Here is a 17,036-nt window from a genome sequence, read left to right as displayed (position 1 = left end):
CCCGGTCATTTGATTGAGGGCTTGTCAGTGCGGTTCTTGGGGCGCTTGTTCGGGCGGTAGCTGGGGCCGTTCATGATGACCTGATGGCTGGTATTGATCAGCCGGTCCAAGAGCGACTCGGCGACGACGGGGTTAGGGAAGAGGGGATACCAGTCGCTGGGCGCCCGGTTGCTGGTGATGATCAGAGACCTTCCCTGCCGCTCGCTGACCAGCTCGTAGAGGTCGTCCGCCTGGGCCGCGGACATCTGACGCATCGCGAAGTCGTCCAGGATGAGCACGTCGGGGCGAACGAGCTCGCGGATCCGCTTCTCCCAGGTGCGGTCCGCGTGACCACCGGCCAGGTCGGCGAGAATGCGACTGGTCTTGGCGAAGCGAACGTGGGCGCCCTGACGGACGGCGAGGTGGCCGAGGGCCTGGGCGATGTGGGTCTTGCCGACCCCTACCGGTCCGAAGAGGATGACCGACTCGCCGGCGTGAAGCCAGCGTAGGGCTCCCAGGTCGCGGATCTGGGCCGCAGGCAGTTTCGAGGAGGCGGTGAAGTCGAACTCCTCCAACGTGACCTGCTGCTCGAACTTGGCTCGCTGCAGTCGGCGTTGGAAGGCGACAGTCTCACGGCGGGTGATCTCGTCCTGGCAGAGGACCTGGAGGAAGTCGAGGTGGCCGAGTTCTCCGCCGTGGGCCTGGGCCAGGCGTGCGTCGAGGGTTTCCAGCATGCCGGACAGTCGCAGGGCCTTGAGTGACTCCCGCAGGGCGGCGTCCATCACGGTCATCGGGTTTCCACCTCGGTTTCGTCGTGGACCTGGTCGTTGTGGTCGTCATCCGTGGTGTCGGGGGTCGCGACGGTGGCGAAGAGCCGGGCGGGGCCGTGGAGGAAGGCCGCGGCTCCAGCGTCCCCACTGGTCTCGGGCTCGGGATCGGTCTCGGTGCCGGCGATGAGGATGCCCTTGATGGTGCGGTAAGACGGATCGCCGACCGCGATGGCCTTGGCGCAGGCCGCTTCCAGCCGCGTGTCGCCGTACTTCTTGCGCAGTCCGAGAACCCCCTGGGCAGCGCGGAGCCGGTAGAGAACGTTGACTTCCAGCAGCTGGTCGACGACCTCGCGGCAGGAGTCGCCGATCTCGGATGCCTGGCCGCGACACCAGACCGGCGTGCGCATCTGGAAGGCGATCTTCTCTGGTGGGTAGTCGCTCTTGTCAGTGCGTTTTCCCTGGTCGAGAGCCGCGTGGGTCTTGACGAGCTGTCCGTCGTGGAAGACCTGGACTGTCGGCGTACACGTGAACGTGCAGGACCGCGTACGGATGAACGTGCAGGGTTCCTGATGTGCTGAGGTTGAGGATTCGGCACTCTGCTGCCTGTTGGTCGAGGTCGCAGAGATGGGGTGGCCGTGGTCCTGGATCCGCAGCGCTGGCTGGAACTACGGCGTTTTCGTGGTCTGGTCGAGTCCGGAGCGATGAGCCTGACCGAGGTCGCCAAGGAAACGGGCCTGAACTGGCGGACGGTCAGCAAATACCTGGCAGCCGACGGACCCGCCGCACCTCCGCGCCGGTCGCCGAACGGTCGGTCGAAGGCGAGGATGATCGACGAGTTCGCTCCGCTGGTCGACTCGATGCTGAGGGCCGAGATCCTGATGAAGGCCGCAGTGATCCACGAGCGCCTTGCGGCGGAGTACGGGTTCACCGGCAACTACCAGCGGACCAAGCTCTACGTCCAGGAAGCCCGGCCCCGGATCGCCGAGGAACTCGGCATCACGCCCAATGAGCTGGCGGGCATGCACCGCCGTTTCGAGGTGATCCCCGGCGCCCAGGCCCAGGTGGACTGGGGCGACGAGGGCAAGATCCTCGCCCACATGGGAATCCCGAAGGTCTACTCCTTCCACATGACGCTGTCGTACTCGCGCGACCCGTTCTGCTGCTTCACCACCAGCCAGGACCTGCAGACGTTCTTCGACTGCCACCGCCGCGCGTTCGCGCACTTCGGCGGGGTGCCGATGACGATCGTCTACGACCGCACGAAGACCGTCGTCCGCCGCCACGTCGCCCCGGGCGAGGCGGTTCCGCTGCACCCGGAAGCGGTCGGGTTCGCCGGCCACTACGACTTCGACATCGACGTCCTGGCCGCCTACCGGCCCACAGGCAAGGGACGTGTCGAGCGGCAGGTTCTGATCGTCCGCGACCACGTCCTGTCCGGCCGGTCCTTCTCCTCCGTCGAGGAGATGGACGCCGCCTTCATCACCTGGGTCCCGCAGCGACGGGCCCAGGCTCACCGGACTCACCAGCAGATCATCGGAGAACGGGCGGCCCGTGATCACGTGGCTCTCCGGCCTCTGCCGCCGACTCCGTATCTGGTGGCCGAGCGGCATCTGCGGCCAGTCGGCAAGGACTGCCTGGTCGCCTTCGGCGGCAACCTCTACTCGGTGCCCGCCCGCAGGGTCCGCCCGCGGCAGCTAGTGGAGATCCGGGCCACGAAGTCGCAGATCATGCTGCATTCCACCATGGCCGACTCCAGCGGCGAGACCCTGCTGGCGACCCACCCGCGGGCGATCGGCCGCGGGGTCCGTGTCGTCGAGGAAGCCCACTGGGACGGCCTGCCCACGGGCGAGGGACGCCGGACCACCACCGGGGATGTTCTGCCGCAGCCCCGTCGTGAGCGTCCTCGGGGCGAGGAATCAGGGCCATTGCGGGCTCTGCTGAACCGGGCCGCAGCCACCCGCGTCGAGGTCGGCCGCCGGCCGCTGTCGGTCTATGACGAGCTGACCGGAACCCGCCCCTTCACCACCCGTCCGAGCACGAGGGAAACGTCTTGAGCGAGCTGGTCTCCACCCGCATCCGCAACACGGCCGGCAAGCTCGGCCTGCCCCACCTGGCCGAAACGATCAACGAGTACATCCGGCGGGCCGACGAGGGGAAGATGGGCTACCTCGACTTCCTCGACCTGGTCCTGTCCGAGGAACTGGCTGTCCGAGGAACTGGCTGTCCGCGACGACCGCCGCTTCCGCCAGGGCCTGCGGCTCTCGAAGCTGCCGCACCACAAGACGCTCGACGAGTACGACTTCTCCTTCCAGCCCGAGCTCGATCCACGGAAGGTCAAGGACCTCGCCACCCTCTCCTTCGTCGAGGGCAAGGCGAATGCCGCCCTGCTCGGGCCGCCCGGGGTCGGAAAGACACACATCGCCGTCGCCCTGGCGGTCGCGGCCTGCCGGGCCGGCTACTCGATCTACTTCACCAGCCTCGACGACATGGTCCGCAACCTCAAAGCCGCCGAGACCACCGGGCGCCTGACGAACAAGCTCGGCACCTACCTGCGGCCCGGCGTCCTCGTCGTCGACGAAGTCGGCTACCAGCCCCTCGAACGAGCGGAAGCGAACCTGGTCTTCCAGGTCATCTCCAAGCGCTACGAGAAGGGCTCGATCATCCTGACCTCGAACAAGACCTTCAGCGAATGGGGCCAAGTGTTCGGCGACGAGGTCCTGGCCACCGCGATCCTCGACCGGCTCCTCCACCACTGCGAAGTGATCTCCATCAACGGCCCCAGCTACCGGCTGAAGAACCGCCTCCAGGCCATCGAGCGAGAGAACGACGTGGCCTGACCAGCTGCGATCAGGACCCCAGGTCCTGGCCCGGCGGGATGAAGGCGTCGGCTCCATCGGCATCCTCGACATGCCCCTGGGCATCGACCGTGATGGCCGTCGCACGCCCCTGCGACGTGATGAGCCAGGCCAGCACCTGTTCCGTCAGCGGCGTTCCACCCGGGCCCTCGTCCTTCCAGTGCACCCGCCACCCTCCGCCAGGCACCGCGGCCACGACCTGGTCAGCTCGCTCCAGGTGGGAGAAGTCCTCGTAGTCAGTCACCGCACGCAGGGCACCACGCTTGGGATCGACGACCAGGGCCGTCCCGGTCGCCTGGTCCCAGCCCTCCACGCGCACCATGCGGCCGACCTCGGTGTCGGTGCCATTGAAGATCGCGGTCCAGCCAGTCTGATTGAAATAGCGAAGAGACACGCTCCATCATCTCGAACCACGACGCCCGCGCTTCACAGGTCTCCTTGCTCTGCACGTTCATCCGTACGCGGCTCTGCACATAGGCGAGTACGCCGACATGGACCATGGTGGCGGTGGAGCGGACGTCGACCTTGCGGCCGATCAGCTTCCAGGGCACCGAGTAGAGAGTGCGGCCGACCTTGATGTGGATGTCCGGTCCGACCGTGGCCGTCGACCAGCGGGCCAGCACGAACGGGGTCGGAGGCAGAGGCAGCAGTTCGGCGGCCTCCAGCGCCTCGAACACGGTCATCGGGGCGGCCCCGCTCAGCGGCCGGCACTTCCGTCGGCCAGCGACCTGCTGACTCCAGGTCACGGCCTCGGCCTGCATGTGCTCGATCGAGGTGAACTCGCGTCCTCGCCAAAAGGAGTCGCGGACATAGGGCATCGGCCGCTCGACTCGGGGTTTGTCCTTCGGCTTCGCAGCCCGCGCCGGATCGACCAACGCGCCGTAGTGGGTGGCGAGTTCGGCATAGGATCTGTTGATCTTCGGATCGTAAAGGTCGGGCTTGTCGACTCCGGTCTTCAGATTGTCCGGGACGAGCCGGCGTGGGACGCCGCCGAAGTAGCGGAAGGCCGCGACATGCGCTTCCGTCCAAGCGTGCTGGTCGAGGTGCAGCACCGGCCGGACGAACATGTGCCGCGAGCAGGGCAGGACCATCACAAACGCCCAGACCCGGTGGCGTTTGCCGGACCGCGGGTCGATCCACTGCCCAAGGAATCCGTAGTCGATCTGGGCCTCCGATCCGGGTTCGATCTCGTCCCGCAACACGGTGACCTGCGACTTCGCCACCTCATCGGGAAGTGTCGCGTGCACCCAACGGCGGAATGAAGAGATCGACACCTGAAGCTTGTGCTCGTCACGAAGCCGCTGGTGGATCGTCGAGACGGTGACCGTCCCGAGCAGGCTCTTGATGTAGTCGCGGTGCTGGTCGATGTCCGGCCAGGTTACCTGCCTCAGCCGTCTGTCGACGAGCCCGGGAAACCACTCCTTGATCAGCTTCGACCAGTCCGCCTCGCTCATCGGCGGCCCTCCCGGGCTGATCCCGGCCGCTTCTGCCGGGGCCAGGTACTTCCTGACCGTCTTGCGGTCCACTCCCAGCGACGCGGCCAGCTCGCTCTTCGAGCGACCCGCGTACCAGTGGACGTAGATCTCGGTGATGTCGACCACGACGAACGTTCTCCTCGCCATCCGGGCTGCCCATCGGCCATCCGAACCACGGGACGAGGAACATGAGCAGCTCCGCGACGACCAGGTCCCTCGATCCCGACCTCCGCGCTACCCATGGCCAATTAGGAGAATTCGACATGGGGAATTACATGACGCTCAAACCGCCCGACATGGGAAAAACTTGATCGTCGACACACGGCGCCCCGCTCGGGTCGGCAACAGGGTCGCACCTATACCGAGCTGATCAATGAGCCGTTAGGAAATGCCACGTTCATCCGACTGAGCATCTGTGCCGCCGCCCTGAGACAGAGTAAGAAGGGCTGGCCCGCGAGCACAGTCTGTGCCACGAGCGGTGAGAACCTACACAGAGCGAAGCAGTCGTGCGGGAGCCCGCGAAGAGACGGCCAAAAACAGGGCAAGGTCGGGTGCGGTGTCCCGAAGCGGTTTTCAGCGCGCGGGGCGGGTGAGGTGCGAGTAGAGGTGGAGGTGTGCCCCTGACTCCTCCCATCGATCCGATGCTCGCTGAGGCTCGATGGCAGCTGCCGCCGGCCAATGCCCTGCCCGGAGGCATCGTCGCCGAACAGAAGCCCGACGGGTTCCGTGCCATCGTCTTCGCCCGTCGTGATCTTGTGATGGTGCAGTCCCGCCAGGGCGCGGACCTGTCCCGGGCGTTCCCCGATATTGCCCGGGCAGCCAGGGCCCTCGGTGACAGCCTCGTCCTGGACGGTGAGTTGGTTGTCCCCCATCAAGGGAGGTTGGACTTCGCCGCACTCCAGAGCCGAGCCCGTCACCGAGGTCGCAGCGCCGAGGAGGCCGCTGTAGCGGACCCCGCCTACCTGATCACTTTCGACGTACTGGAGTCAGACGGCACCAACCTGATGTCGCTGCCCTACCGGGACAGGCGCGCCCGGCTCGAATCCCTCTTCGCCACTGGAGTTCTCAACGCGCCCTTCACGCTTTGTCCAGCCACGGCTGACCGGGCGACGGCACAAGACTGGCTCAACCCGGCTTGGGGAAACGCAGGCATCGAAGGTGTGGTGCTCAAGGGCCTGAACCAGTCATGTCTGCCACGCAAGAGGGCGTGGATCAAGGTACGCGCCCGAGTCACCGCGGAAGCGTTGATCGGTGGGGTCACCGGCTCTCTGACGGGGCCGCTGAGCCTGTTGCTGGGACGGTACGACGCCTCCGACGACCTCCGGCTGGTCGCACGAACCACCTCCCTGGCCGCCAGCGTCCGGCGGGAGCTGGCCGAGCATCTGACGCCGGCCACAGCGGATCACCCATGGGCCGGCCGCCGCTTCTCTGCCGCCTGGGGAACACGCGGAGAGCTGACATACCGTCCCGTGAAGCCTGAGCTGGTGGCGGAGTTCATCGCGGACACAGCGCTGGACGCGGGCCGGTACCGTCACCCGGTCCGTTTCATGCGGATCCGGACGGAGATGCATCCAATGCAAGTGCCGAGGTTCGAGAAACTTGGCGAAAAGCTCGGTCAAGAGATTCGACCATATAGCGGGTAGTGACGCGATAGCCTCTGCGTGCTCTGCCTATGGCACGATCAAGCGCGAACGCGCAGACGCTTTCGCGGTATGACGATCGAGGCGATAGAGATGGCGGCAAGGCCACACGCAGCACCGAGCGAGTTGAACATCAGGTCATCAACGTCTGCCGTTCTACCTGCCTGCTCCAACCACTGGATCAGTTCAATGCCGCAACTGAACGCCACACATCCAGCCAACACCAGCAGGCGAGAGGGATTACGCAGCGCGTAATAGGCGAGGATCGCAATGGGTGCGAACATAACCGCGTTCGCCGCCTCTTGCTTGAAAATCATCGAGATCTCGTTGGACCCCATATTGTCTGTCCCGTAGATGAGCCCTTCGCCAGGGAGCCAGTAAATCTGATCGAATCCGCCCGTCGGCGGCCCGTCAGGAATTACAGTGGCGGCGAGCACGAGTAGCACCCAAAGGGTCAACAAGAAGCCAGAGGCTACTCTGATGACATCAGGACGCCGAGCCGCAATGAACTCGGCGAGAAAGCAGAGCAGCACTGCCAATACGGCCGCCGCTAAGCAACTGACAGGTGAAACGTAAAGGACTACTTGCCACACGAAGGTATCCCTTGATGCACTGGCGCGGGGAGGCTGTAGGTGCGAAGGATAGCACCATCAGCACCTACAGCGGTCAACCCTTGGTCGCGCTCAGCGGCACGCGCCCACCGCTACTTCAGGCAGTACCATTTGCTCACGAACTCGTCACTGTGGGTCTTCAACAGCGCGCGAATGCACCACCCCGTGTCCAGCGTGAGGTACCGACCCTTCCTCAGGATATCCCCATGCTTGGCGTTCAACCAGCCGGTGTCGAAGTGTTTCGGCTGCATCTTATTGCTGTACCGGGACTGGTATCCCAGCTGCACCTCAACATCACCGCCGGAATGCTTGGAGTATTCCGTCGTGTAAGTACCGCCGGGCGTCGATGGGTGCTTTATACACAGCTGCCCATTGGACAGATCTCCGCAGCCCTCAGCGGTCGCGCTTGCGCTGGGGGCGACAATGATAGAAACAGCGAATAATGCGGCAGCAGCGGACACCGCAAAGGTAGATTTGCGCACAAGAAACCCCGGTTTTAGTTAGTCCTGCGGTCGAGATGACATTACCATCAGCACAGCACTTCTCCGAGCATGATCAAGCCAAAGTGCATGTAGCAATTAGTCACGTCACGTCGTGGTCCGGGCGGCATCCCTGAAGGACCGCTGCCTGAGGCCGCAGCAGCGTCGCGTATTTGAACGCGGGAGGCTGGCCGACAGAAGCCGCTCTTCTCTTCCTCCCAGCAGCCGCCGACATGCACTGCACCGGGTTCGTCTGGTTCACCCCGTCATGACCGGGCCAGCCCAAGGTCGGTCACGAGACATCCCCACTGATCTGTGGCGGGTACACCCGGAGCCACCGGCTGAGCCCGGTGCCCCACCACCTGGCTCTCGGTGCCCTGGCAGCGAGCGAGCCCCGGGCATGTCAGCGGGCGGGGATACAGCAAGGGCGTACTGCCAGCCGCGCAGCGACTCCGCGGGCGCAGAAGCCCACGGAGACGCTGCCCCCTGCCCGCCGACGTGGCTGGGCGGGAGAACGGAAGATGTGCCCCCTCGTGAGCCTTATCCCAGGCGCAGATGGCGAGGCAGTGTCGGTCCCCTGGTGGCTCGCCCGTGTGAGCCGCGCCGGTTCTCGTTCGTTGGCTCGCAGGAGGCTTCGATGACCGTTTCACGGCCGCTGAGGAACAGTGGCCATCTCCCGGCTCCCTCGATCAGGTCGGTCGGCACGGCCGTGGCAGGCCGCAGCTATTCGCAGTCAGACCTTCTGGACCACTTCGCTGTCTCTGACCCGAAGGTGGTCAGGCTGTTCCGATCAAGCGGGATCCAGCGCCGCTTCCTGACGCTCCCCGACCCGGGCCCCGGTGGTCCGGTCGTGGAGAGCCCGGGCGACCTGCTGGACAAGCACCGGCGGACGGCGCTCGACATGGGCAGCCGGGCGATCCGTACCTGTCTGGACCGGGCCGGCCTCGTCGCTGAGCAGGTGGGCTACCTGTGCTGTGTGTCGACGACGGGGCTGCTCACTCCCGGGCTGAGTGCGCTACTGCTGCGGGAGATGGGGCTACCGACGGCCGTCCAGCGTCTCGACATCGTGGGGATGGGCTGCCACGCGGCCATGAACGGTCTGATGGCCGCCAGGCCATGGTGCGTGGCCAACCCGGGGGCTGTCGCGGTGGTGCTGTGTGCCGAGGTCTGCTCGGCTGCATACGTCTTCGACTCCACGATGCGCACGGCAGTGGTCAACTCCCTCTTCGGCGACGGTGCCGCCGCCGTGGCCCTCACCTATCGGCCCGCCGGCGCTGCGAGGGAAGGGAAGGACGAGGGCGGGCTCGTGCCGCGTCTGCTGTCGTCGGCCAGCTTGGTGATCACGTCGGCGGTGGACGCGATGCGCTACGACTGGGACGACCGGCGGGGAAGGCTGTCGTTCTTCCTGGACCCGCAGATCCCGTACGTCATCGGGGCGCATGTGGAGGAGGTCGTCGACCGTCTCCTCGCCGATGCCGGCCTGCGCCGCAGCGCTGTGCGCCACTGGCTGGTGCACGGGGGAGGCAAGAAGGTCATCGACGCGGTGCGGGTGAACCTGCGCCTGACCCGGGACGACGTGCGGCACACCATGGGGGTGCTGCGCGACTACGGGAACCTCTCCAGCGGCTCGGTGCTGTTCTCCTACGAGCGTTTGGTCGAGGAGGGGGCCGCCAGGGCGGGCGACTTCGGAGTGCTCATGGCAATGGGGCCGGGCTCGACCATCGAGGCGGCCCTGGTCCGGTGGGAGGGGGCGGCGTGATGCAGCGGGAGCCCAGGCGGGCCTGTGAGGTGCTGGAAGTCGACGTCGACGGGACGGCGGGGCTGAGCGCGGCGTTGGTCGCGGCCGTCAGCGGGGCGTGTGACCGGGCTGAAGACCACCAAGCGGCCCTCGTCGTGCTGCGCACCCGGGGAGGTGGTGGCACCCCAGGTGCTTCCGTCCCGGACATCGCTCTGCTGACGAAGTGGGAGAGCGTGCTGCGGCGGCTGGAGCGGCTGCCGGCCGCCTCGGTGGCGGCGATGTGGGGGCCGTGTGCCGGGGTCGCGCTGGACGCGGCGCTGGCGGCGGACTACCGGATCGCGCATCCGACGGTGGAGTTGGTGCCCTGCGTGGCGGCCGGGGAGGTCTGGCCGGGGATGGCGCTGTACCGGATGAGCCGCCTGTCCCAGCGGGCCGTGATGCGGCGGGCGGTGCTGTTCGGCGAGCCGGTGGGGGCGCAGCAGGCCCTGGCCGCCGGTCTCGTGGACGAGGTGGCGCAGGAGCCGGCGGCCGACCCGGGCCGGCTCGTCGGGCGGCTGTCCGGCGTGTGGGGCCCGGACCTCGCGATCCGGCGGGAATTGCTGCAAAGCAGTGGGGCCGAGTTCGAGGCAGCCCTCGGCGGGCATCTGGCGGCCTGTGACCGTGTGCTGCGCCGCCGGACGGACGGTGCCTGAGCGGTCCCGGTGCCGCTTGGACGAGCGCCCGGCCCCCTTGCGGGGCGCCGGGCGCTCGGTGCGTCAGGCGGGCAGAGGCACGCGCATCTCCCGGTTCGCGCGCAGGGCCAGCTCCTTGATGCCCGGATGCCGTTTCCACCGGCCAGCCGCGGCCAGCAGATCCGCCACGTAGGTCCGGGCGCGGACCGACTGGACGGGGGCGAGGATGTCCACGGCCTGATGCCCGCTGCTGATGCCCGCCTCCAGTTCTCCGGTCTGCATGTAGGTGGCTCCCATCACGGCGGTGCGCAGCCCCACGGCCCGGGTGAATTGGTCCTTGCTCATGGCGCCCGCCTCCCGGCTCCAGCGGAGCGCGGCTTGCGGCTGGGCGAGGTCGCGGTGGGTCTCGACGGCATCGGAGGCGAGGCGGGCGTGCGTGAAGTACGCGAGCCACGGCGGATCGTTCTCGGGGCGGATCTGGTCCAGCAGTGTCTCGGCCCGGTGGAGTGCCGCGCCGGCGTCCTGAGTGTGCCCGGCGCGGGCGTGCGCGCGGGCTTCGGCCAGTTTGGCGAAGGCGAGCACGCGCGGCGCCGCGACGTGGCGGGCCCGCTCGTAGGCGCCTTCCGCCATGTCGGCGGCTTCCGCGGGGTAACCGGCGAGGAACGTCTGAAGGGCCATCGTTGACAGCACGTAGCATCCGCTTTGTACGTCACCGGCCAGCCGCGCGAGCCGCAGAGCGTGTGTCAGGTGCCGCTGCGCGGCCTGCTGATGGTTCATGTCCACGGCCGCCCAGCCCACTGCGCGTGAGAGTTCCGCTGCCGCCGTGAACAGCCTTCGCCCGATCTCGTCCGAGTAGGTGCCGCGCAGCATGGGGCCCGCGTGCACGCGCAGTGTCCTGGCGATGGCACTGGTGCGCCAGTCTCCTCCTCCGAACCGGGAGTCCTGTTTGCGGGCGAGCGCCGCGGCGTGCCACAGCGCGTTGACGTCGGCGCGGCCGATCCGGCGGCCGGCGAGGCCGGACACAGGGGGGTCGGCGGGTACGGCCAGCCACCGGGTGACCGGGGACATGAACGCCGAGGCCGCGAAGGCCGACGTGCTGCCGCTCAGGAATTCTCTGCGGTCCATGCTGCTCCAGAAGTCGGCGACTCCCCGCAGCGCCTCGATCGGGTCACGGGGGAACAGGTTTCCCGGCCGGCGGCGCGCGTCCTTGGAGGCGTATCCGATCTCCGCCTCGGTCACAGGGCGCCCGAGCGCCTCGCCCAGGATGCTGGTGATGAAGGGGACTATCGCATCCCGGGGGTGAATACCACGGTCGGTCCAGTTCTTGACGCTCGTATGGGTGTAACTCGCCGCCTCCCCGGCCGCTATGGCCCGTGCGTTGAGCCTTCGGGCCAGTTCCTTGTTGCTCAGTCCGGCTTCAGCGATCAGCCCTGCCAGTAACGGGTTGCCCGTTTCCACAGCCATCTGTGCCTCCCGTGACCCCCGGCGCTCCGCTCGTGCGTCTCGGCGGGGACTCAGTGTCCACCCACCGGCCCCGACGCGAGGCGGGGTGGCAAAAGATGTGCCCCCTTGTGAGCCTCCCGGGCCGGGGCGCCGGCCGGGACGCTGGTGCAGCACCCCGGCTTTGACACGCGAGCGGCTGCCGCGGCAGCGGACCGACCGCGGTACCCCGGGGGCTCATCCCACCCACCCAGGAGAACGTCATGCGTCTACTTGTCACCGGCGGCGCCGGGTTCATCGGATCGCACTACGTCCACCATGTCCTGTCCACCACCGACGACCACGTGACGGTCCTGGACGCCCTCACCTACGCCGACTCCCTGGAGAACCTGCGCCCGGTACTCCAGTCGGACCGGCTGGAGTTCGTCGAGGGCGACATCCTGGACCGCGACCTGGTCGACGGTCTGGTGACGACCCACGACGCGGTGGTGCACTTCGCGGCCGAGTCACACGTGGACCGCTCGTTCCTCGCCGGCGGCCACTTCCTCACCGTGAACGTCCTGGGCACCCAGCTCCTCCTGGACGCCGTGCGCCGCCACCGGCTGAACAAGTTCGTACACGTCTCCACCGACGAGGTCTACGGCCCGCTGCCCGAGGGCTCCGCAGCAGAGGACGCCCCCCTCAGGCCCACCGTGCCGTACGCGGCGTCCAAAGCCGCGAGCGACCTGGTGGCCCTGTCCGCCTACGCCACCCACCGCCTGCCGGTGTGCGTCACCCGCTCCTCGAACAACTACGGCCCCCATCAGCACCCGGAGAAGGTCATCCCACGGTTCGTGACCCGGCTGCTTCAAGGCGAACGAGTCGGACTGCACGGCTGCGGCGAACACGTACGCAACTGGCTCCACGTCAGCGACAACGCGGCCGGCATCGACCTCGTCCTGCGCCACGGCACGCCCGGCGAGATCTACAACCTGGGCGGCGGCACCGACCTCACCGGCCGACAGCTCACCGAACACATCCTGCGCGCCTGCGGCGCGGGCTGGGACCGCGTCGACTTCATTCCCGACCGCCCGTCGAACGACCTGCGCTACGCCATGACCTGGACCAAGGCCACGCGGCTGGGATACCAGCCGCGCCGCGTCTTCGAAGAAGCACTCCTGGAGACCGTCGACTGGTACCGGGCCCACCCCGACCGGTGGACGTCTCCGCACCACGAGGTCGACTCGCCATTGGCCCGCGCGCTGACGTCCCGCTCGGCCCTGTCTGCGTGAACCCGACCGGGCCCGTGTGGGGTCGGACAATAACTTACGGAGAGCCCATGTCCCTTCCGTGCACCGGCGCACCGCCCCCTGCGGTGCGACACAACGCGCGCCCCTACCTGCACGGCCCGGAGACCGTCGCCATGGCGCGGGCCGTGGAGGCCGGACAGTACGGCCACGGCCCCCAGGCGGATGCGTTCGAACGCGAGCTTGCCGACTACCTGGAGGTGGACGACGTCGTGGCCGTCTCCTCCGCCACCATGGGCATCCACCTGGCGCTCCAAGCGTGCGGTGTCGGTCCGGGCACCGAGGTGATCGTCCCCTCCCAGACGTTCGCCGCCACGATCCAGCCGATCGTGGCCCTGGGTGCCGCTCCCCGCTTCATCGACCACGCCCCCGACACTTTGTGTGTGGAGCCGGCAGCCGTACGGGAGGCGATCACCCCGGCCACACGGGCGGTCGTGCCGGTCCTCTACGGCGGGCGGCCGGTCGATCTCAACACCATCGCCCCCGAATTGCGGCGCCGGAACATCCACATCATCGAGGACGCCGCGCAGGCGTTCGGGTCCCGGCGGATAAAGGGGCTGGCCACGACGGTGTACTCCTTCGGGCCGATCAAGCAGCTGACGGCCCTGGTCGGCGGGGCGACCGTGCCGCGCACCAGCGAGGAAGCCAAGGCCCTGCGTCAGATGCGCTGCCTTGGCATCACCAGCTCCCAGGCCGACCGCATCCGCACCACGACCTACACCGTGCAGGGGCCGGGCCTGCGCGGCGTCCTGCCGGACGTCAACGCGGCGGTCGGCCGCGTCCAGCTGGCACGGTTCACCGAGGTCGCGGCCCGGCGGATCGCCCTGTGGAACGCATACGCGCAAGCCCTCCGCGGCGCCCCCGGCGTCACCCTTGTCGATGTGGGGTCCGACGCGGTTCCGTTCAACTGCGTGGTCCGCGTCCCGGGCCGCGACCGCGTCCATAAGGTCTTGCGGGACAGGGGCATCGGCGTGGGCGTCCACTACCCGCCCAACCACCTGCAACCCGCCTTCGCGCGGTGGACTCGGCCCCTGCCCGTTACCGAGCGGGCCGCCAAGGAGATCCTCAGTCTGCCGTTCCATCCGGCCATGGCCCCCGACGACGCGCGATGGACAGCCGCCGCCCTCCTCGAAGCCCTGACCAACGAGGTCCTCTGACCCCGGCGTCCCGGGCGCCGGCTGCTCCGCCTCTTCCTGGCGCCGTCGGCGCCGCCTTTCCTACATCACCTGGGAGGAACAGGACATGACCGCGTCCCCTGACACCACGGTGCCCCGTCGGCGTCTACTTCTGACCGGCGTCGGCGGAGCGCCTGGCCTCGACCTCGCCGCGTGCCTGGCCTCCGCGGGCCACACCGTGCTGGGCACCGACTCCAACCCCCTCGCCCCAGGACTGATCATTGCCGGCATCACCTCCCGGCTCGTCGCCCGCGCCGACAGCCCGCAGTACCAGGACGATCTGCGCGCCCTGCTCACCGCGTTCCGCCCCGAAGCGATCATCTCGGGCGTCGAACGCGAACTCCCCCTCCTCATCGACATGCACGAGGAATTCGACGCCGCGGGCATCCGGACGTGGCTGCCCGCGGCCCGCACGGCGGCCACCACCCTGGACAAAGCCCTCTTCCACCAGGCCGTCACCGCTCAGGGCATCCCCACCCCCCTCACCGCCCGGCCCGAGGACCTGCACACGCTGCCCGAGGGAAGCGGGCTCGTCGTCAAGCCCCGCCGGGGGCAGGGCTCCAAGGACGTCCACTTCTGCCACACCCATCGGCAAGCGGCGGTGCTGTGCGAGCTGGTCGCGGACCCCATCGTGCAGGAGCGCATCACCGGGCAGGAATTCAGCGCGGACTGCCTGGTGGACCGCGACGGCCACGCCTCCGTCATCCTGGACCACCGGCTCCTGGTCCACGGCGGCATGTCGATGGTCGCCTCCACCTTCCACCACGAACAGGCCACACAGCTCGTCAGAGTAACCCTCGCGGCGATCGGAGCCGTCGGCCCTTGCGACGTGCAGGGATTCATCACCACCGGCCACCCCGCCCCCGTCGTGATCACCGAGGTCAATCACCGTCTCGCCGCCGGGTTCCGGCTCAGCGAAGCCGCCGGCGCCGACCTGGTCGGCCAGATGCTCAACGGACTCTTCGGACTTCCCGTGGACCACCAACGCCTCACCTACCGGCCCGGCGTCCACCTCACCAAGTACGTCGCCGAACTGTCCACCCAGCCCAGGCCCCAACGGCCTTCGAGGAGCCACCCGTGACGCCCCGACTGCCCGCTCGCCTGCCCGGCACCGGACTGGTGCTGCGTCCGTTCTCCCCCGAAGACGAGCCGCTCGTCGCCCAGGCCCTCGCTGACGCCGAAATCCTCCGCTGGGCCCTCGGGGCCCACCTCCACCGCCTCCCCGCCGACGAACGCGCCGCCCGGTGGCTGCGCACCCGCCTGGCGGCCTGGTCCGAGGGCGTTCCCGACTTCGCCATCGCCGATCCTCACACCGACGACCTCACCGGCTACATCGGCCTGCGCCGCATCCACAACGGCAACGCCGAAGTCGGCAGCTGGATCGCCCCATGGGCCCGCGGCCGGGGCCTCGCGGCGAACGCCCTGCTGACAGCGGCCGGATGGGCCTTGAGCCCCACCGACCACGACGGCATGGGGCTCCACCGCATCGCCCTGCACCACTCCACCAACAACCCGGCCTCGTGCACCGTCGCGGCCAAGGCCGGACTCCTCTTCGAAGGCACCATGCGGCAGGCCACCACCGACCACACCGGCACCCGCTACGACTCCCACCTCCACGCCCGGCTGGCCACCGACCCCGACCCCCGCCAGCGCGTTCCCACCCCATCGTGAACACGGTCGTGCGACGATTCCGGAACCTGCCGACCTGCCGCCATCACCCGCGTCACCCCCGAGGTTTACCTGTGTTCAGCCGAACCGATCTGCGTACCCTCCTCGACTCGTATCTGCTCCGTCACCCCACCGAAAGCGCCCGCCTGGCCACCGTGGCCGCCGCCCTCGACGTCGCACACAGCACGCCCGACCCGGTACTGGTGACGTGCAGCGCCGTCGTCATCGACCGCGCCCGCCGCATCCTGCACGCGCCGAACGCCCCCGCCAGCACCGGGCTGCCGGGCGCCAAACCACGGGACGGGGACCGCAGCCCACTGGCCACCGCCCTGCGCGCCGTACACGAGCAGACCGGCATTCCCACCAGCGATCTCTGCCTCACGCCGCAACACGTCCGCGCTCCCATCGACATCGCACCCGGCCCCGGAGCGAACAGCCGGGCACCCGGCGCACCGATCGCCGACCTTCGCTTCGCGTTCTACCTCGCCCACACCCCCAGCACCGCAGCCCACTGGCAGCCCGCAGCGGATGTCGCCCTTGCGGAGCTGAGGGCCAAGGTAACCGGTCTGGACGGCCAGGTGACCCCGCTGAACGCCTCGGCGCTGATCTACAACCAGCGCGGCGAGTACCTGCTGCACCTGCGCGACATGCGGGAAGGCATCTGGACTCCGGGGTGCTGGGCCCTGCTCGGCGGCGGCCACGAGCCCGGCGACCACACTCCGCAGGACACGATCCTGCGCGAACTGAAGGAGGAGGCGGGTATCGCTCCCCAGCGGCTGGAGGCGTTCCTGGACGAAGAAGTCCGCGACGCAGACGGCCTGACCGTCCCGGTCCGGATCTTCGCCGCGCTCTGGGAAGGCGACCCGTCCCGGCTTCCTCTCACGGAAGGCGTAATGCTCGCCTGGTTTCCCCCAGCCACCGTGTCCCGCCTCCGTCTCGGTGGAGGAACTCTCGATCTCGTCCAACGCCACGCACGCCTCGCCGAACCGGCCTAGACCCGGCAGCGGGGTCAGAACAGACTGGAGACGGGCATGATGAGCACGTGCCGAACTACGTGCCTTCCCCCGATGAAGTGACCGCCGCCATGACCGAGAACGGCGGCTGGACGAGGGAGCAACTCGCGGAGTGGGGCATCCCGCATCCCCCGCCGCAGGGCTGGCGCAAGCACCTCGAAGCCAAGTGGCGCGGCGAGGACGTCGCTGAGTTGCCCCGGCAGGAGCCCGACCAGGACGCCCTCTTCTAGCCTCAC

General features: G+C 68.3%; 14 protein-coding genes and 3 pseudogenes. 11 read left to right on the top strand and 6 right to left on the bottom strand.

From position 1 onward, the window contains the following. Positions 1 to 5 precede the first annotated feature (5 nt). Entirely contained in the window at positions 6 to 770 is a 765-nt protein-coding gene (gene istB / locus HB370_RS38135) for an IS21-like element helper ATPase IstB (protein ID WP_030792970.1), read from the bottom strand. After that, a pseudogene (locus HB370_RS38130) lies at positions 767 to 1,207 on the bottom strand (IS21 family transposase); the annotation flags it as partial. The gene istB (HB370_RS38135) and the pseudogene HB370_RS38130, both read right to left, overlap by 4 nt. Positions 1,208 to 1,384: 177 nt before the next feature. Here HB370_RS38130 and istA (HB370_RS38125) point away from each other — a divergent pair. Both istA (HB370_RS38125) and istB (HB370_RS38120) read left to right on the top strand, forming a co-directional pair. Beyond that, the gene (istA, locus tag HB370_RS38125) at positions 1,385 to 2,803 is read left to right on the top strand and encodes an IS21 family transposase (protein WP_030792964.1); all 1,419 of its coding nucleotides are present in this window, start codon (positions 1,385 to 1,387) and stop codon (positions 2,801 to 2,803) included. Beyond that, positions 2,800 to 3,586: pseudogene (istB, locus tag HB370_RS38120) on the top strand (IS21-like element helper ATPase IstB). Before istA (HB370_RS38125) ends, istB (HB370_RS38120) begins: the two are co-directional and overlap by 4 nt. 10 nt (positions 3,587 to 3,596) lie before the next feature. Here istB (HB370_RS38120) and HB370_RS42255 read toward each other — a convergent pair. Both HB370_RS42255 and istA (HB370_RS38110) read right to left on the bottom strand, forming a co-directional pair. Continuing rightward, positions 3,597 to 3,848, bottom strand: a complete 252-nt coding sequence (locus tag HB370_RS42255; RefSeq protein ID WP_244405814.1) for a hypothetical protein — start codon at positions 3,846 to 3,848, stop codon at positions 3,597 to 3,599. Between the two features lie 265 nt (positions 3,849 to 4,113). Next, positions 4,114 to 5,205, bottom strand: a pseudogene (gene istA, locus HB370_RS38110) (IS21 family transposase); the annotation flags it as partial. Between the two features lie 488 nt (positions 5,206 to 5,693). On the opposite strand from istA (HB370_RS38110), the gene HB370_RS38105 reads away from it, so the two are divergent. Further along, the gene (locus HB370_RS38105) at positions 5,694 to 6,722 is read left to right on the top strand and encodes an ATP-dependent DNA ligase (RefSeq protein WP_051816152.1); all 1,029 of its coding nucleotides are present in this window, start codon (positions 5,694 to 5,696) and stop codon (positions 6,720 to 6,722) included. Positions 6,723 to 6,760: 38 nt separating this feature from the next. On the opposite strand, the gene HB370_RS38100 is transcribed toward HB370_RS38105, so the two are convergent. Then, positions 6,761 to 7,312, bottom strand: coding sequence for a VanZ family protein (locus tag HB370_RS38100; RefSeq protein WP_157855653.1), 552 nt, complete (start codon positions 7,310 to 7,312; stop codon positions 6,761 to 6,763). Between the two features lie 1,134 nt (positions 7,313 to 8,446). On the opposite strand from HB370_RS38100, the gene dpgA reads away from it, so the two are divergent. Both dpgA and dpgB read left to right on the top strand, forming a co-directional pair. Next, positions 8,447 to 9,568 (top strand): 3,5-dihydroxyphenylacetyl-CoA synthase DpgA, encoded by a 1,122-nt coding sequence (dpgA, locus tag HB370_RS38095; RefSeq protein WP_030792949.1) that lies wholly within the window; start codon positions 8,447 to 8,449, stop codon positions 9,566 to 9,568. Beyond that, a complete protein-coding gene (gene dpgB, locus HB370_RS38090) occupies positions 9,568 to 10,239 on the top strand; it encodes an enoyl-CoA-hydratase DpgB (RefSeq protein WP_030792946.1) in 672 nt (223 codons plus the stop codon). The genes dpgA and dpgB overlap by 1 nt, the downstream gene beginning before the upstream one ends. A 63-nt stretch (positions 10,240 to 10,302) precedes the next feature. Here dpgB and HB370_RS38085 read toward each other — a convergent pair whose 3' ends face one another. After that, positions 10,303 to 11,682 carry a hypothetical protein gene (locus HB370_RS38085; RefSeq protein ID WP_030792943.1) on the bottom strand — a complete coding sequence of 460 codons (1,380 nt, stop codon included), beginning with the start codon at positions 11,680 to 11,682 and terminating at the stop codon, positions 10,303 to 10,305. A gap of 239 nt (positions 11,683 to 11,921) precedes the next feature. On the opposite strand from HB370_RS38085, the gene HB370_RS38080 reads away from it, so the two are divergent. From HB370_RS38080 to HB370_RS38055, 6 genes are all read left to right on the top strand, one after another. Beyond that, a complete protein-coding gene (locus HB370_RS38080) occupies positions 11,922 to 12,929 on the top strand; it encodes a dTDP-glucose 4,6-dehydratase (RefSeq protein ID WP_030792940.1) in 1,008 nt (335 codons plus the stop codon). Between the two features lie 83 nt (positions 12,930 to 13,012). Continuing rightward, positions 13,013 to 14,101, top strand: coding sequence for a DegT/DnrJ/EryC1/StrS family aminotransferase (locus HB370_RS38075; protein WP_208974481.1), 1,089 nt, complete (start codon positions 13,013 to 13,015; stop codon positions 14,099 to 14,101). An 85-nt stretch (positions 14,102 to 14,186) separates the two neighbouring features. Then, a complete protein-coding gene (locus tag HB370_RS38070; RefSeq protein ID WP_051816151.1) occupies positions 14,187 to 15,200 on the top strand; it encodes an ATP-grasp domain-containing protein in 1,014 nt (337 codons plus the stop codon). Next, complete coding sequence (locus tag HB370_RS38065) at positions 15,197 to 15,790, top strand: GNAT family N-acetyltransferase (RefSeq protein ID WP_051816150.1); 594 nt, start codon at positions 15,197 to 15,199, stop codon at positions 15,788 to 15,790. Before HB370_RS38070 ends, HB370_RS38065 begins: the two co-directional genes overlap by 4 nt. Before the next feature lie 71 nt (positions 15,791 to 15,861). Next, positions 15,862 to 16,782, top strand: coding sequence for an NUDIX domain-containing protein (locus tag HB370_RS38060; RefSeq protein WP_030792927.1), 921 nt, complete (start codon positions 15,862 to 15,864; stop codon positions 16,780 to 16,782). A gap of 47 nt (positions 16,783 to 16,829) precedes the next feature. Then, positions 16,830 to 17,030 (top strand): hypothetical protein, encoded by a 201-nt coding sequence (locus HB370_RS38055; protein WP_037703137.1) that lies wholly within the window; start codon positions 16,830 to 16,832, stop codon positions 17,028 to 17,030. The last annotated feature ends 6 nt before the right edge of the window (positions 17,031 to 17,036 follow it).

It is taken from the genome of Streptomyces sp. DSM 40868 (assembly GCF_011820545.1).
Lineage (GTDB): Bacteria > Actinomycetota > Actinomycetes > Streptomycetales > Streptomycetaceae > Streptomyces > Streptomyces eurythermus.
The sequence above is the reverse complement of the archived record's forward strand: the minus strand, read 5'-3'. Positions and strand labels throughout refer to the sequence as shown.

Excerpts from the sequence above, each read along its gene's own strand:
- HB370_RS38085 (WP_030792943.1), bottom strand. The coding sequence starts at position 11,682 with ATGGCTGTGGAAACGGGCAACCCGTTACTGGCAGGGCTGATCGCTGAA.
- dpgB (WP_030792946.1), top strand. The coding sequence starts at position 9,568 with ATGCAGCGGGAGCCCAGGCGGGCCTGTGAGGTGCTGGAAGTCGACGTC.
- istB (WP_030792970.1), bottom strand. The coding sequence starts at position 770 with ATGACCGTGATGGACGCCGCCCTGCGGGAGTCACTCAAGGCCCTGCGA.
- dpgA (WP_030792949.1), top strand. The coding sequence starts at position 8,447 with ATGACCGTTTCACGGCCGCTGAGGAACAGTGGCCATCTCCCGGCTCCC.
- HB370_RS38070 (WP_051816151.1), top strand. The coding sequence starts at position 14,187 with ATGACCGCGTCCCCTGACACCACGGTGCCCCGTCGGCGTCTACTTCTG.
- HB370_RS38080 (WP_030792940.1), top strand. The coding sequence starts at position 11,922 with ATGCGTCTACTTGTCACCGGCGGCGCCGGGTTCATCGGATCGCACTAC.